Annotated in this window: 13 protein-coding genes; 4 read left to right on the forward strand and 9 right to left on the reverse strand. The window is 44.4% G+C overall.

The features are described from left to right. Position 1: 1 nt before the first annotated feature. The 4 genes from OO774_RS16115 to OO774_RS16130 all read right to left on the reverse strand — a co-directional run bounded on the left by OO774_RS16115 (position 2) and on the right by OO774_RS16130 (position 5,041). On the reverse strand, positions 2-1,882 hold the full coding sequence (locus tag OO774_RS16115) for a TRAP transporter fused permease subunit (RefSeq protein WP_264907416.1): 1,881 nt from the start codon (positions 1,880-1,882) through the stop codon (positions 2-4). 105 nt (positions 1,883-1,987) lie between these two features. Beyond that, positions 1,988-2,986, reverse strand: a complete 999-nt coding sequence (locus OO774_RS16120; protein WP_264907419.1) for a TAXI family TRAP transporter solute-binding subunit — start codon at positions 2,984-2,986, stop codon at positions 1,988-1,990. A 33-nt stretch (positions 2,987-3,019) separates the two neighbouring features. Beyond that, positions 3,020-3,895 (reverse strand): dihydrodipicolinate synthase family protein, encoded by an 876-nt coding sequence (locus tag OO774_RS16125; protein WP_264907420.1) that lies wholly within the window; start codon positions 3,893-3,895, stop codon positions 3,020-3,022. Positions 3,896-3,904: 9 nt separating this feature from the next. Beyond that, positions 3,905-5,041, reverse strand: a complete 1,137-nt coding sequence (locus OO774_RS16130) for an iron-containing alcohol dehydrogenase (protein ID WP_264907422.1) — start codon at positions 5,039-5,041, stop codon at positions 3,905-3,907. A 207-nt stretch (positions 5,042-5,248) separates the two neighbouring features. Between OO774_RS16130 and OO774_RS16135 the strand changes: the two genes are divergently transcribed. From OO774_RS16135 to OO774_RS16145, 3 genes are read left to right on the forward strand one after another with little or no spacing between them, the layout of a single operon-like run. Next, a complete protein-coding gene (locus OO774_RS16135) occupies positions 5,249-6,550 on the forward strand; it encodes a four-carbon acid sugar kinase family protein (protein WP_264907423.1) in 1,302 nt (433 codons plus the stop codon). Then, complete coding sequence (gene pdxA / locus OO774_RS16140) at positions 6,550-7,536, forward strand: 4-hydroxythreonine-4-phosphate dehydrogenase PdxA (RefSeq protein ID WP_264907425.1); 987 nt, start codon at positions 6,550-6,552, stop codon at positions 7,534-7,536. The genes OO774_RS16135 and pdxA overlap by 1 nt, the downstream gene beginning before the upstream one ends. After that, positions 7,533-8,288 carry a DeoR/GlpR family DNA-binding transcription regulator gene (locus OO774_RS16145; RefSeq protein ID WP_264907426.1) on the forward strand — a complete coding sequence of 252 codons (756 nt, stop codon included), beginning with the start codon at positions 7,533-7,535 and terminating at the stop codon, positions 8,286-8,288. Before pdxA ends, OO774_RS16145 begins: the two co-directional genes overlap by 4 nt. Before the next feature lie 100 nt (positions 8,289-8,388). Here the strand turns inward: OO774_RS16145 and OO774_RS16150 are convergent, their stop codons facing one another. Continuing rightward, positions 8,389-8,682 carry a hypothetical protein gene (locus OO774_RS16150; protein ID WP_264907428.1) on the reverse strand — a complete coding sequence of 98 codons (294 nt, stop codon included), beginning with the start codon at positions 8,680-8,682 and terminating at the stop codon, positions 8,389-8,391. A 298-nt stretch (positions 8,683-8,980) separates the two neighbouring features. Beyond that, on the reverse strand, positions 8,981-10,333 hold the full coding sequence (locus tag OO774_RS16155) for an alpha-amylase family protein (protein ID WP_264907430.1): 1,353 nt from the start codon (positions 10,331-10,333) through the stop codon (positions 8,981-8,983). Between the two features lie 627 nt (positions 10,334-10,960). Here OO774_RS16155 and solA point away from each other — a divergent pair. After that, positions 10,961-12,085, forward strand: a complete 1,125-nt coding sequence (solA, locus tag OO774_RS16160) for an N-methyl-L-tryptophan oxidase (RefSeq protein ID WP_264907432.1) — start codon at positions 10,961-10,963, stop codon at positions 12,083-12,085. A gap of 79 nt (positions 12,086-12,164) precedes the next feature. On the opposite strand, the gene OO774_RS16165 is transcribed toward solA, so the two are convergent. The 3 genes from OO774_RS16165 to OO774_RS16175 form a co-directional block, all read right to left on the reverse strand. Further along, complete coding sequence (locus OO774_RS16165) at positions 12,165-13,988, reverse strand: PLP-dependent aminotransferase family protein (protein WP_264907434.1); 1,824 nt, start codon at positions 13,986-13,988, stop codon at positions 12,165-12,167. A gap of 100 nt (positions 13,989-14,088) precedes the next feature. After that, positions 14,089-15,363, reverse strand: coding sequence for a 4-aminobutyrate--2-oxoglutarate transaminase (gene gabT, locus OO774_RS16170; RefSeq protein ID WP_264907436.1), 1,275 nt, complete (start codon positions 15,361-15,363; stop codon positions 14,089-14,091). Positions 15,364-15,402: 39 nt separating this feature from the next. Further along, entirely contained in the window at positions 15,403-16,830 is a 1,428-nt protein-coding gene (locus OO774_RS16175) for an NAD-dependent succinate-semialdehyde dehydrogenase (RefSeq protein WP_264907438.1), read from the reverse strand. Between the last annotated feature and the right edge of the window lie 59 nt (positions 16,831-16,889).

Raw genomic sequence — 16,889 nt, forward strand, 5'->3', positions numbered from 1 at the left:
GTTATGCGAGAGTCACTGAACTAACTTTTTTTGCAGAAGACTTCCAGCACCATAGAATTAACATGGTCGCCATACCGATAAAGAAGAACCAAAACGGTGATGCAGAGTTATCTAATACAATACCTAAGCTCGCGACTAGGAAGAGTAATCTTTCCACAATATTCAGATTTTTCTTCAACCAGCCTTGTAGGAATACAGCCCAGCAGAAAGTCGCCATTAGCATGCCCATGAAAGCAATCAGAATGAGATACCAACTACCTTTCCAAAGCACGACAGGGTCTGTAATAAAGCTAAACGGTACTAAGAAAATAACCAGTGCGTAAGAGAACGCGATAAAGCCAGTTTTAGACGAGTCACTATGACCAATGGCCGATGCCGCGTAAGCACAGAGTGCAACGGGTGGCGTTACCATTGACAGTACGCAGTAGTACATGATGAACATGTTTGCAGCCAGTACATCAACACCCATCTCAATCATTGCAGGAGCAAAGATGATTGAACCGATGATGTAGGCAGCAACCGTCGGCAGCCCCATACCCATGATAATACAACCAACAATCACCATAACCAGTGATAGGTATAGGTTGTTCTCACCAACTGCACTCAAAATTTCTACGAACTTAAATGCCAGGTTTGATTGAGTCGCCAACACCATGATGATACCCACAGAGGCAAGAGGCACTGAAACCCAAGACATTTGTTTAGCCACATCCATCACCATCGGGTAGATAATCTTGTAGCTGTAGCGAGTATGCTTTCTAAACAGTGGTGCAATCAGAGCAAATACAGTACCAATGAACGCCGCATAAGGTGCAGAGTATCCAGAAATCAGAGCGATAACCAAGAACGCTGGAGAGATCAATAGGTGCAAGCGAGGTAGAATCGGCTCAAACTGTAGATCTTCTTTCGAGATATTACCTGTGCCTGTTTTTCTCGCACGTAGATCGATGATGATGAACAGTGCAAAGTAAAACGCAGCAGCCGGAATAATACCTGCAGCAGCAATCTCAGCGTAAGGAATACCTAGCATGTCAGCCATAACAAACGCTGCAATACCCATGATAGGTGGCATTAGCTGACCACCAGTTGAAGCAATCGCTTCTGTCGCTGCAGCTTGCTCTTTACTGTAGCCAGAGCGCTTCATGATCGGAATCGTAAGTACACCTGTCGATGTTGTATTAGCAACCGCAGATCCACTCACCATGCCAAACAAAGCAGAGCCAAGTAGTGACATTTTTGCTGCGCCACCAGTCAGAGATGCAGTGGCCTTCATTGCTAAGTCAATAAATACGCTACCGCCGCCTGTCATGGTGAACACACTGCCAAACATAACGAAGAAGAATACAAAGTTAACAGCGGTACTTGCTGTGATACCAAACAGACCGTCAGCTTGCATACTGATTAACTCTGTCATTGTATCTAAAGAGAAGCCTTCAAACGCAGTCCAACCTGGGAAGTATGGACCTAAGAAACCGTAGGCAACAAAGACAATAACAACAGAGAGAAGAGAGAAGCCTACTGAACGTCGAACTGCTTCAAATAGCATCAAACAGCCAACAATAAACGCGTATTTATCAGAGAATAATACATCGTCGATCATTTCCAGGCGGGTTTCTAACCTTGGGATTGACGTATAATAGTGGTATACCACCGACAAGGTTAATCCGATAAAAATAAGATTAATTATTCTACCGAGATATAAAAACGCGCCGTTTTTAAACTCAAGAGGTTGAAAACATAAAACTAAAGCTGTCGCCGTAAAGACATGAATACTTGCAGCCGTTAAAGGAGATAGCGGATAAAAAAACTGTCGAAGTAAAAACACGATATATGCGATACCAATTACCGCAGTTAGTGCTTTCATAAAGTTTTTGTAGTTCATAACAATACCCTACTTACTAAACTCATTAAGCAAAGCTTAATTAAAGCTTTAGAGAAACAGATGCATATATTATTTATATATGCACCTGTCTTACTCAAACTGGACTTATTTAATCCAGCCTTGTTCTTTGTAATATTTAGCTGCGCCTGGGTGTAGCTCAACTAGTTGCTCTGCTTGACCAATCTCTTCTGGGTGCCAGAATTTTAGAGGTGAGTGTGACTTCTTAATTTCAGCCTGATTTTCAACCAGTGACTTAGTTACGTTATAAACAACGTCATCACTCACTTTCGAGTTAGTTAAAAATACAGTAGCACTAACTGGGTTTACGTAATCTGCCGTTTGGCCATCATAAGTACCAGAAGGCATCGTGCCCGTTGGCAGGCCAACTTTTGCTAAATTTTTAAGCGTCTTATCTGAGTAAGGGATATAAGTGACATCACTTGTTAGTGTCATTTCAGTCAAGTTAGGGTGCATCGCTGGAACGTTATCAATATAAACATCGATAGCGTTATCACGCATCATTTGGCTTGCTTGACCACTGCCCATTTGAACAATCTTACCTTCTTTCTTTAAGGTCTCGAAGTCGGAACCTAAAGATTCAAAGATGTAATCAGCAATGATAGGAACCTGAGAACCTGTTGGCTTCATCGCGATAATGACTTTATCGGCGTTGATGATTTTTTCCCAAGTATCGTTACCAGTCTGATCAACCCACGCTTTACGAGCCACAGTGATGGTGTACGCTTGTTGAACATTATCCAGAACCATTCGCAGTTCTTTGTTCGTGCGGCCTTTATAGATGTCTGTCAGACCATCGCGAGCCCAAACAGCAGCGTTAGATGTTGCGAAACCAAAGTCAGCTTTCTCTTGGTTTACAACCACAGGGTTTGTCATACCGCCACCACGAGGGATAAGTTTGATTTTGTACTCATCGTTAGTAGCGCGAGGAATTAATTGTGAAAATGTCGTGCCATACGTGTACCAGCCGTTTCCTGGTGGCTGAGAAATAATACTTGCGGTAGAGGCAGCTTGTACGCCTGCTGCAACAAGAGTTGAACACAATACAGCGGTTTTGAGTGCAGATTTAAGGTTTTTGTTAAACATTACTGGGGATCCTTATTATAAGTATATGTCTGGCTATGCGTTGACAATAGACAATATCTTGTCGGTATCTTCCTGAGTGAAATAGACCGGGTAACGGCTCTCTCCGACTTTTTCACCGAGTAAATTCATCGTTTTCTTAACAACAGCAGGCGCAAATGCAATTGGGTATAGGGTTGCACGTAAATGATTTATCTTTTCTTGTGCTTGATTTGCTAACTCTTGGTCGTCTTGTACGAAACCTTGATAAACCTGGTTAACGAGCTCAGGCACAATATTCGCGATACCCGAGATACAACCAACAGCACCCAGGTTGTAACCAGTCAGAATCAGTGAGTCCGGACCAGTCAGTACATCAAAGTTTTCCGCTTCTTCACTAACAGCAAGAAATCCCTGCAGGCTTTCCAATGAACCAGCGCTGTCTTTGATGCCATAAATGTTTGGATGCTTCGCTAACTCGGCAGCAATCTCTGGCGTGATCGTGTTTCCGGTGCGAGCAGGAATGTTGTACAAGTAAACAGGTACTGGCACCGCATCTGCAACTTGTTGGAAATAACGCACTAACTCTTGTGGACGCAGTGCTGAGAACCATGGCGTAATCACAGAAACCGCCTTGATACCCATCGCTGCAACGTCTTTACCATGTTGAATGGTTTGAGCAAGATTCGTTTCACCAATATGAGTAACAACCAGGCTGCTATCTTTTGCTTCATCAAGACAGATTTCTGTTACTCGACGCTTTTCGTAATCACTCAAGACAAAAAATTCGCCATTCGTTCCATTACAGAAAATCTTATTACCGTTTGATAGCTGTCTGCGAACTTGTGCTCTTAGCGCAGCTTCGTCCAATGTACCTTGACTGTCGAAAGGGGTGACAACAGCAACGTGTGGACCTGTTATTGGGCTGGTCATAGTTTGTCCTTACTTCGTGATGCTCTGATAAAGCTCCAAAACATCTTGTTCAGAAACTTTAACTGGTGAATGGTTAAGTAAACGGGTTACTTGCATTGCGCTCGCCGCCAACTCAGGCAACTGTTCGCGCTCAATGCCAATGTCATTGAGGTAAGTAGGTAGACCTAGCTTTTGTACTAGGTTTTCTAAGTAATCTACCAACGCGGATGCCATTTCTGCTTCAGACAACTCAAGGTTGGCAGAAGGCAGTAGTCGGTAGACATTCGCTAACTTTTCTTCGCAGTGACTGTAGATATGCTTCATAACTGGCACGAGTAACAGTGAGTTCGCCAGGCCATGTGGAATTTTATATTTGCCGCCAAGTGGGTAAGACAACGCATGCACAAGGTGGGTACCAGAATGAGAAATGGATGCCCCGCCGTAGTACGAAGCCCACAACAGGTTAAGTCGAACCATTAAGTCTTCTGGTGTTTCAATCACTTGCTCGATATTCGCGAAAAACTTCTGCATGCCGATCAGCGCGTAGTTATCACCAACTGGGTTTGCTACGCTCGCGGTGTAACACTCGATTAAGTGACATAGCGCATCAATCCCTGTTGAAGCAGTAATGTGCGCTGGCATAGAAGTGGTCAACTCAGGAACCAGAGCAACATAATCAGGAAGCATCACAGGAGAAATGATGCCCACTTTTGTTGCACGCTCTGGGATCGCGATGATTGAGTTTGGCGTTGCTTCTGCACCAGTACCTGCTGTAGTAGGAACAAGCACTAAAGGAATTCGTGACTCTGGTGTTTCACCTTCTAATAAGCGGTTAAAGCACGCCAGATTCTCTGAAGGTGATGCGTAAAGCACAGAAATTAGTTTTGAAATATCAAGGACACTACCACCGCCGATACCAACAACAGCATCTACGTTCTCTGGCAATGTATCGAGTAGGCTTTCGACATCAAGGTTGGTCGGCTCTGCAGGTAAATCGCTGACTAACGTATAGTGGTATCCCTGCTTATCAAGTGAAGAAACAAACGACTGAACTTTGTCCAGCTTAATAACGTTGCTGTCTGTCATTATTAACAGATTCTGTTCACTTGATAACACCTGAAACATCTGTTCGATGCCACCACTTATCACAGTTGTAAAAATATTCATTCACTTCCCTTATCTATCGCTAGGACTGATTATTTTCAATCATCGCCGTTATTAAACTTGATATATTTATACATAAAAATTCTGACCATCGACGAGATTTAGCTCACAAATAATCATTTTGATTAAATTTAATCAAAAAGTTCTTTATTTGAGCGATTTTTTGATTACAATAACTGTAGTTGCAAATCTTGGAGTAAGAATTTCGTCATGAAGGAAGGAATAGATAAACCTGTTTACATTGTTGCTGACGATTTCACTGGCGCAAACGATGTAGGTGTCGCATTAGCTTCATCAGGGGTAGAAACGCAAGTTCTGCTAACTCCTGAAGTGCTTAGCGGCCAAGGCACTGCCGTTCGCATCATTTGTACTGACTCCCGAGATCTAGACAAGCAAGACGCGAAAGCTGAGCTCGCTCAGATATCAAAAAGCTTTCATTTAGCTGAGCATCAACCACTGCTTATAAAGAAAGTCGATTCAACTTTGCGTGGCAATGTTGGAAGCGAAATCGAAGCATTAATTGACACCGGTTATGATTTAGCCATCGTCGCAATCGCGGCCCCAATCGCTAAAAGAAAAACGGTTAACGGCCTTTGTTTTGTCAACGACACCCCACTGTCAGAGACAGAGTTTGCTTCTGATCCGAAATCACCTATTACTTCATCGAGAATCATTGATATCTTGCGCTCACAAACTACCAGTGAAATGAGCGAATATCTTCAGTCAGATCACAATAATGATCCTCACCATCAACATTTCAATAAATTTTATGAAAGCGGTACCAAAATTGTTGTCTGCGACGCAAATTCAAACAAAGATTTGCTTGAGCTTTATCAGGCAGCGGCGAAGTTATCGATACCAACTGTCTTTGTAACAACTGGGGAACTGACCCAGGCAATCGTCGACAATACAAGTAATCCAAAGGCAGCAATGAATCACGTCCAAGGACCTGTGTTGGCGATAATTGGGTCGATGAGTCAAACCACTTTCAAACAAACACAGTTCCTACTCGACAATGAAATAGCGCAAGTGGTTGAACTGGAGTTAGAAGCTTTACTGTCTTCTGAGTTTGAGTCGTACTTACAAGCAAAATCATCAGAAGCCATCCAATGGCTGAACAGCAATCACAACTGCGTAATAAGAAGCTGTAAAGACCCTGAGATTCGACATGAGCTCAGCGCGATAGCAGCGCAACACAATTTATCTCAAAAAGCACTGGCTGAGCATGTTCGTAACTGCTTGGCGGAGTTAGCGACACAAATTATTGCCCCCCCCGAGTCCACTCAAAAACTCGGAGGGATGATTCTTTGCGGTGGTGACATTGCCATAGCCACCGCGCAGAAATTGAACGCCCCTACCTACAACATCGGCGGTATTGTCGCTGATTGCGTGCCATGGGGAACACTTGATAGCGAATTAACCCAATTTCCTATCTTCACGAAAGCAGGCGGGTTTGGCGACGCTAGCACTTTCTCTAAAGTTATTCAGCATTTAAATAAAGAGGTCAAATAATGAAAGGTGTAATTGGTATTACAATGGGCGACCCTGCAGGTATCGGCCCGGAAATCATTCTTAAAGCACTAGCCGAAGATTCGCTATCTGGGACAAACTGTGTGGTAATCGGTAGTGCTGAAGTTCTTGAGGAAGTGCTTAAGCAAGATCTTGCCCCATCTCAAGAAATAAATGTTATTAACAAGGTTAGTGAAGCTAATTTTAGTACTGGCGTTGTGAATGTTATCGATATTCCACTGGAAGACATCGGTTCATTTAAGATCGGCACAGTGCAAGCCCAAGCTGGTGACCTTGCCTACCGCTGTATCGAAGTAGCAACTTCGCTAGCCCTAGATGGTGAAATCAGCGCAATTGCCACAGCGCCTCTGAACAAAGAAGCGTTGCACTTGGCAGGCCATAACTACCCTGGTCATACAGAGTTACTGGCGAAGCTTACGGATACTAAAGATTACGCCATGGTGCTTTACACCGATACACTACGTGTTATCCATGTAACCACACACATCGCGTTGCTAAAATTCTTGGAGACTCTGAATCAGACTCGCGTAAACACTGTGATTAAGATTGCGGACGAGTTTATGAAAAAAGCGGGGTTCGAAACGCCTAGAATTGCAGTTGCAGGCGTGAACCCTCATGCTGGCGAGAACGGTTTGTTCGGTACCGAAGAGATTGAAGTCCTGAACCCATGTATCGAAACTATGAAAAATGAAGGCATTGACGTTTATGGCCCATGCCCACCAGACACTGTCTTCCTACAAGCGTCACAAGGCCAATATGATATTGTCGTTGCCATGTACCACGATCAAGGGCATATCCCTCTGAAATTGATGGGCTTCTACGACGGTGTTAATATTACCGCTGGTTTGCCGTTTTTCCGTACCTCTGCAGACCATGGTACTGCATTTGATATTGCATGGTCAGGTAAAGCTAACCCTGAAAGTATGATTAAGTCCGTCGAATTGGCGGTTAAATTGAGCAATGTATGAAAAAACACCGCGTTGAGCAAATAACTGAGTATCTCAAACACCATAACCTGGTGACCGTGGATGATTTGGTCAAAGTCGTGGCAGCATCACCTGCCACGATTAGACGAGACCTAATCAAACTGGATGAGCAAGGTGTCATCACCCGAACTCATGGTGGCGTATCTTTAAATCGATTTGTCGCCAATCAGCCAACTACTAATGAAAAAATGCTACGCAGTATGCGAGAAAAGCAACATATCGCAGACAGTGCAGCAGAATTAGTTCAGGCTGGAGATTCCATCGTGTTGGATGCGGGGACAACGTCAATGGCGTTGGTCAAAAACCTCACTCATCTTCCACTTCGAGTTATTACGGTTGATCTGCACATCGCGTTGTTTCTGTCTGAGTTTAAACAGATAGAAGTCATTGTTACCGGAGGCGCTGTGGACCATAGCAGCCAGTCAACCATTGGTGAGCATGGTAAACAGCTACTCCGCTCTATTCATCCAGATATTGCCTTCCTAACTTGTAACAGCTGGAGCCTGGAAAAAGGTGTCACAACACCAACCGAAGAAAAGGCATCTTTGAAAAGAGACATAATTCTAAACGCCAACAGAAAGGTGTTGATTGCGGACAGTTCAAAGTACGGAGCTTATTCGCTCTATAAAGCCTGTGATTTAGTCGATACCACGCATATCATCACCGATAGCAGTCTCGAAGCCGATACTCAATCCCAAATTCGAGCAAAAGGTATCGAACTCATTACTGTTTAGTTTGATGGAAGTCTCAAACCTTCAATAATGAAAAAACCTCCCAATTACAGGGAGGTTTTAAATACTTAGAACACCACTACGCGATTACGAGTAGAGCAAATTACATAAGATCATTCATTAAAGTCTCATATTCTTCACTCGCTTCCTCAACTAAATGAGAAAGCTCTCTAGCATCGGAAACCGCAAGCTTGAATTGCCAAGGAGCCGCGTTTTCTTTACCACAAATACGCGTCTCGTTGCCACGGCTTTCAAAAGACAAATCGTCAAACGCCGTCGAGTGACACTGTTGAAGTTCGACGATCTCGACTTTTAATTTACCGACAGGGTTTACTTCGATATGCGCGTGTAAATCCGGGCGTCTAGATAAACAGTAGTCTCGGTGAACTGCAATCATAGCCGTCTCCTTGTGTCTGCCAATTCAACGATAAGTGTAGCTGAACCAATGTGACAGAAAAGTAAAATAATGGTTAAGATTGATCTGTCTCATCAGATCAAGCAAGTTTTCTCACTAACAATGAGTTCGGCATGAAACTCTCCGAACACTCGTTCGAAAAAACTCGATACTAAACGCTTTATACCCAAATAACCTCGAGATGCTTGGTTCAGCGAAAATGACTTGGCTCTCAATGCTCATCTCACCAAGAAGGCTTGTTTAGCGCCTTGACGAATCGACGTTAAACAAGCTTACAGTACTACAACTGGGCCAAAAGTAGCATCGATGACTTGGCCGGTACCTTGATCTCATCTTGGGACGAAACTGTGTTTCCAGTCATCATATCTAACCAATTTCCTTCTGTTGCAAGCGACAAAGACTGCGGACGAGATGATTTGTTGAGGACCACAATACCTTGCTCCCCCCGCTCTAACACCAGCATGTCGTCGTTACCTTCGATAACCTTCATAGGTTGACCATGAACTGCATTATGGAACTTAATCATGGTAGCCATGCGAGGATCACTCCATGCCCCTTTCCATCTTGGTTTACCGTTTGTGTCTTTAATCCCACTGGTGTCTAAGTCGGTGTAAATCAAAGGGACACCACCGTCTCTACCCAATATATACGCGTACGCTAACCATTCGTCTTCTTCATCCATAACGAGGTCGAGGAATACATCGTTATTTGGAATGTCGTGCGTCACAACAAAAGTGATGGCTCGACCCGGTGACAATGCCTCACCGAAACAATATGGGTCGATCAACGACTTAAAGCTACCTGCTTTAGAAAACGCTTTAAATATGGTGGTAAATAACGGGAAGTCATAGGCACCTAAGCGCGTTTCTTGCAAGTATGGTTCAAGAAAGAGCTGATACTCTTCGACGGTCGCCCCGCCATCTGTAATGATCTCACCAAAAATGTGCACATCTCGGGTAATCTCATCAGTCCAGACAAGCTTAAGGTGCTCGAGAGTCATATGTTTGGCCGCATCAATACGGAACCCTTTTACACCAATCGTTTTCAGCGCTTTCAAATAAGCTCGCTGCTGCTCAACAACATGATCACATACTTTTAGCGTCGGCAAACCCGGATCGGCAGGCCCACCAGTAATTCGACCATTTTGTACTTGCCATTTGTCTTTCCAGTTTTTAATGCCAAATGCTTGCGCGAAGTCTTCTTCGGTAAAAAGCGGCTCAGATAAGTCACCAAACAGCTTGAGCGCCTTGTATTTCTCTGGGTGATTTTGGTATTCCTGTAAAATTTCTTTGCTCGGGTATTGCAGATCTTGGCGCATATGCGCTTCATTCGCCATATGATTGAACACAACGTCTACGTACACGAGTACACCAAAACGACCCAGTTCATTAACCATATGGATAAAATCTTGAGTGTTACCAAGGGCATTGTCGATAACACGATAATCTTGAGGTTGATAGCGCTGCCACCAGCGTTCATCGTTAGCGCTTTTCATTGGTGGAGAGACCAGAACAGAACCATAGCCTAGCTCATGGATCTCTTTTGCACGTCGGGCAATGTCAGCATACTTCCAATCAAAAGCATGCAGAATGACGTTTGCACCAGCTGATTGTATTTCCTGTAAGCCACTCATGTTTTTTCTCCTACTCGCTCCACTTACCTGTTGCTGCTTGTATAGTTTTCGATTCGTAGTAAGTGGATTCAATAGTAAAAATTATAAGTGCTATCTTCGGGAGCCCCTCACCCTTTGAGGCTTTACTCAAGGATGAAAATTAAGGCGTACTCCCTACTCCTTTTCGGTACATCAAGGCTTACTTAACCCTTTACCGTGTGACAGCCCTTATAAAAACCCTCCCAAAAAGCAAGTAACCCACTGTTTTATAATCACATTACCACTATATGAACATAAACTCATATACGCCCTGATTTTGTTGCTCTCGGTACAACAAGCATTTTCTACCCTCTAGACAACAAAGTTTCAACAAAAAGAATCTGGACGCTGGATCACATTCGGGGAGAAAGAAAACAACTCTCAAATAGAGTAAATAAAGCATAATTCAGGCCAAAGAAGCAGAAGAATAGTGTTTTTCACCTCGGTGTCGGGAAGTACAGCTAAAAAGTGACTGTTTAGTAATGTCGGTAAGCCCATACCGTGAAGCAGTAAAACTCGAACTTACTCGTTTACGTTTATTAGTGCCTTTGTAATCTATTGAAATGTGATAGAGTCTCAACAGCTTTACATAACGTTAACGGAGTCATAATGCAGTACGATGTGATTGTTGTCGGTGCAGGATCGATGGGCATGTCCACAGGCTACTTTTTAGCTAAACAAGGGAAAAAAGTACTACTTCTTGATGCTTTTGATCCACCCCATTCACACGCCAGTCATCATGGTGAAACCCGCATTATCCGACATGCATACGGAGAAGGTGAAGAATACGTACCATTGGCGTTACGAGCGCAAGAATTGTGGGGCGAGTTAGAACAGTTATCAGGCAAATCTTTATTCCTCAAAACGGGTGTTCTTAACATTGGTGATGAGCGCTCACCTTTTATCTCGATGCTGATTGCCAGTGCAAAAAAACATCAGCTTCCGCTTGAAATTTTAAGTGCCGATGAGGCAAACCAACGCTTTGAAGGCCTCAACCTGCCACCAGAATATATCGGTTGTTTTGAGTCGACGTCAGGCGTGCTTAGAGTGGAAGATTGCATTCAGGCATACCGTTATCTCGCCCTTGCTCACGGCGCAACACTGCTTACACACCATAAGGTATCTGGCGTTGAACTTCTTGATGATGGCGTCAGCGTTGCAGCAAACGGCAATACATTTCAGGGTAAGAAATTGGTCGTCTCCGTTGGTGCATGGTCAAACGACCTGCTGGATATGCTAGGCGTAACCTTGCCAATCAGCCCTATCCGTAAAACATTTGCCTGGTACAATGCACCAGAAGCTCTTTATGGAGAGGGGACTTTCCCTGCATTTTCCTTTGTAACGCCAGAGGGTATCTACTACGGATTCCCAAGTATTGATGGTGCTGGATTAAAAATAGGCCGTCATGATTTAGGTGACGACCAAGATCCCAACGCCGAGATCACGCCTTTCGACAACCAAACAGATTCAGCAGACCTTCAACAACTGCTAGATAAACACATGCCCCACGTTGAATCGCTGAAGTTTGGTAAAACCTGTATGTACACCCGAACGCCAGATGAAAACTTCATTATCGATAAGCACCCTGAAAATGACAATGTCGTGCTAGTGTCTGGATTTTCCGGGCATGGATTCAAATTTGCCAGCGTGATTGGCGAAGTGGTCGCAGATATAGCGATTGATAAACCGGCTAAGTTTAACTTGTCTCTGTTCTCGGTGGATCGTTTTAAATAAACCCAGCGCTATTAAGAAAATAGCCAGGTCGAATTTGAACATGGTTGATTATATACAACCATGTTCTTTTGACTGGTTTCTAGGCTTGGGCTGTTTCACCAACCAGCGTGGCATCGCCAATAAAGTAGCCATCTTCACCAAACCGCTTGATAGCGTCGCCATCCAAAATAACCGTTACTCTGCGTACATCCGCAAATTGCCAGTTACGCCACTGGTACATAAAGTGATTATTTTCAATCCACCAGTAACCTTCATCCACGTCATTCGGTCTATCAGACACCCCTGTCATTTTGCCATCCGCCTGAAAGGTGATTCGGTATGGGATATTGAAGCAATCTCTTGTCAGAACGACCCTGTCAGAAAGTAACTCTCGTATACGCTTGCCGTTTAAGCGAACGCCTTCTGCATCTTCTACTCGCGGAATAGGAAGTATTTTCTTTGCCAATTGAGCGAGCTTCTCGATACCGCTGCGAATATCAGAATTCTTTATCGACTGAAAGCTGAGGCGGAAACTATTATTACGCTTTTCACACGTATAATACTTGGCACCGTTGTTTATCAATATGCCATGAGCCTTCGCCAATTCTTCAAGTAAACCGGCATCAAAGTCTTCACGATAATCTATCCAAAATGCGGTTCCCGCGAGCGAGGGAATAACACCGGATTGAGGAAAATAAGTGTTTAACGCTTTTTCCATGGTTAACCACTTCTCACGATATTTCTTCAACATCTTCTGGATTAACGAATCGTAATAACCAAGGCTGATGAAAAGTGCCAACGTCTGGCAGTTGTTCTTTGGCGGTAAACTATGCATCCGCTGCTGAACTTGCCTTATCTGCTTAATAAGCGGTGGCGACGCCACAATAAACCCTAACCGTAAGCCCGGTGCGATAATCGAGGAAAAGCTGGAGATATAAATAATACGCTCACTCGGGTACTCGCTACGAAGCGCCGGGCACTTGTCGCTTATAAAGTTGATGTCATGCTCAAAGTCGTCCTCAATAACGAGTAAATCTTCCTGCTCAGCCTTGTCCATCAATTGCTTTCTGCGTTGCGAAGACATTCTAACCGTCGTAGGAAACTGATTACTCGGAGTCGCATAGACAAGCTGACAGGCGTTCAGTCTGTCGTCGACAATCATGCCTTCCCTATCTACTTCTAAAGGTTGAACGTTTGCCCGCCTTGCTCTGAACTGCTGAAGTGCTTCTGGGTATCCTGGGTTTTCAAATCCAACTTTCGTATAGCGGGATACCAGTAGTTTGGAAATTAAGTACAAACTGTTCTGGCAACCATGAGTTAACGCAATCTGATCCGCATCGACAAAAATTCCGCGATTCGGCAGTACCCGAGTTCGAATCTGCTCAATAAGATCGTGGTAATCATTATCGTCGGAAGTCCAGCTTTTGTGATTGATCTTATTCAGTGATTGAATACTGCATTTTCGCCACTCGGATACCGGAAAGAGGTCCTCATCGACCTGACCATGAACAAAGAGGTAAGGATAATTCTTGAGATTATTCGCAGCTGAACCATGTGCTTCATCTCCTTCTATCAGGTATTTTTCCCAATCCAATTGCCTTTCAGATTCAAGTACGCGTTCAGGGGCTTTCTTTGCGGAAACTTCTAACTCAGGATTAACGAAGTAGCCTTTTCTCTCTACCGAAATGAGTAAACCTTCATCAGTGAGTTGGTCGTAGACTCTGAGTACAGTGTTCCGAGATACAGAAAGGGACTGAGCGAGCTTTCGTGATGATTCAAGGCTGCGGTGTTTGGAAACAAAGCCATCAAATATCGCCTGAGAGATGCTGCTTTTGATTTGTTCTTGTAACGTACGAGAATCGAGAGGATCGATGTGAATGTAACCCTGGAGCATAAATGACCTAGCCTTTACTGCGCCGGCCATTTACACATGCCCAGCTTCAACTACTTAACCTGAATTCAGGTCACTAAACCATACCACTCAAAAGCAGCACGTTAAATGCCGCTTTTGAAGGTTTTATCAGCTATCGAGTTAAAGCCTGCAACTCAGATTTAATGATATCTAACCCTTTGCAGATCAGTTCATCTTCAATCGTTAGTGGTGGCAGGAAGCGGATAACGTTTCCTTTCACACCACATGAGAGTAGCACCACGCCTGCTTTGTTAGCATTTGCCACAAGCTTTTTCGTCAGTTCAGATAGCGGTTCTTTGGTACCAGGATCGTTAAATTCGATCGCAATCATTGCACCAACTTGGCGAATATCACCAATTTGGGGCACATCTTTCTGCATCTCAGATAACAACTCGGCGAAGGTTTGACCAATCTGCTCCGCTCTTTCACACAAAGATTCTGACTCAATAATGTTAAGAACCTCTATGCCAGCGACACAAGCCAAAGGTGAACCCGCGTAAGTACCACCTAAACCACCTGGATTTGCTGAATCCATGATCTCAGCTTTACCAACAATACCCGATAGCGGGAATCCACCAGCGATACCTTTTGCCATTGTAGTGATATCGGGAACGATTCCAAGGTATTCTGAAGCAAACATCTTGCCAGTTCGAGCAAAGCCTGTCTGAATTTCGTCACAGATAAGAACGATACCGTGCTTATCACAAACTTCTCTCAGCTTTTGCGCCCAGGCAGCAGGTGCCTGGTAAAAACCACCTTCGCCCTGAATTGGCTCAAAGATCATCGCCGCAACGCGGGTTGGTTCAATATCACACGCGAACAAATCATCCAATGCATCTAAGCTCTGTTGCTCAGAGATACCATGATATTCATTTGGGAACGGTAAGTGATAGATTTCGTTAGGAAAAGGACCAAAGCCCGCTTTGTACGGAGCCACTTTACCTGTTAAGCCCATACACATATTAGTTCGGCCATGAAACCCACCTTTAAAGGCGATCACACCACTACGGCCAGTATGCGCACGAGCCACTTTGACCGCATTCTCCACCGCTTCTGCGCCCGTAGTTAAAAAGGCAACTTTCTTATCCCCTTCACCCGGCGCAACATCGACGATTTTTTCTGCCAATTCAATAAAGCTGCTGTATGGCGTCACCATCGAACAAGTGTGACTGAACTTTTCTAATTGCTCTTTTACTGCTGCAACAATTTGAGGGTGAGAATGACCCGTGTTCGTTACTGCGATCCCAGCGGCAAAATCGATGTATTCTTTGCCTTCGATATCCGTCAAAAGTGCATTTTTCGCACTTTCGATGTATACCGCGCTAAGGTTTGCCATGCCCTTAGCAACTACTTTTTCTTTACGCTCTTGCCATTGTGAATTTGTCATAGCCTTGTTCCTTTAAAACTATCGTCAGTCTGTTGTCTATTACATTCCGCCGAGGCAGATGTATTTAATGTTCAAGTATTCATCGATACCTTGTTTTGCACCTTCGCGGCCAAAACCAGATTGTTTAACGCCACCAAACGGAGCGACTTCATTTGAGATGATCCCTTCATTCACTCCAACCATTCCGTATTCCAGCTTTTCGGCGATAGAGAACGCGCGAGTCAGCGTATTGGTGTAGAAGTAACTGGCTAAGCCGTAAATCGTATCGTTGGCGAGCGTGACCAGCTCTTCGTCATTGCTAAAACGAATAATTGGGGCGACTGGACCAAATAGTTCCGTCTGTACAATATCCATATCCTGAGTCACATCCGTCAGAATCGTTGGCTGTACGTATAATCCACCTAGGTCATCACCACCAAAGGCTACGTTCGCGCCTTGTGCCACAGCTGTTTCGATATAGCCCATCACCTGTGCTTTCGCTTTGCTGTCGATCAGCGGGCCAATTGTCACGCCAGGCTCAATACCGTTTCCGACTTTGAGCTCTGCCACAGCGGCTTTGAATTTTTCAACAAACTGGTCGTATACGGCATCCTGCACATAGAAGCGGTTGGCACAGACACACGTTTGTCCTGCGTTACGGAATTTAGAGGCAATTGCTCCTTTAACCGCCTCATCAATATTGGCATCATCAAACACAATAAACGGCGCGTTTCCGCCGAGTTCCATCGACGTTCGTTTGATGGTGTCGGCACACTGTTTTATCAGTTGGCTACCCACCCCAGTCGAGCCAGTGAAAGACAATTTTTGAATATCTGGGTGTTGGCAGAAAAGATCGCCAATCGCGACAGAAGAGTGATTGTTCACCACAACCAGCAACTCTTTCGGCAGTCCTGCCTGATAAGCTAATTCGGCGATAGCGTAGGCAGAAAGCGGAGTTTGATTTGCTGGTTTGACAATAAAGCTACAGCCTGCTGCCAATGCTGGCGCGGCTTTACGCGTGATCATCGCAGTCGGAAAATTCCATGGTGTAATCGCTGCAGCAATACCAATTGGCTGCTTGATTGTCATGAGTCTTTTGCTACCCGCTGGTGTCGGAATGGTATCGCCGTATGTGCGCTTCGCTTCTTCGGCAAACCACTGAATAAATGATGCGCCGTAAATAATTTCACCTTTCGCTTCAGCTACTGGTTTGCCTTGCTCCAAGGTCATGATGCGGGCGAGATCATCACTGTTTTCGATAACCAGATCGTACCAACGCTTTAAAATGGCTGAGCGCTCTGACGCGGTTCGATCCTGCCATAATTTCTGAGCTTGTTTGGACTGCTCAATTAGCCCTTCAATCTGCGCTGGCTGTAATGATGGAACATAGCCAATCACTTCATTTGTTGCTGGGTTCACAACAGCAATAGCGTCATCGCTTGCATCACACGTTCCCTTTAACAGGGATTGGTTCGAAACCTTGTCCATAATTCACTCTCTTACTTTCGTCTATGAGAAGAATGCTATCGACAAAAAAAACGGTGCCT

The organism is Vibrio sp. STUT-A11 (genome assembly GCF_026000435.1).
In the GTDB taxonomy this organism is placed as follows: domain Bacteria; phylum Pseudomonadota; class Gammaproteobacteria; order Enterobacterales; family Vibrionaceae; genus Vibrio.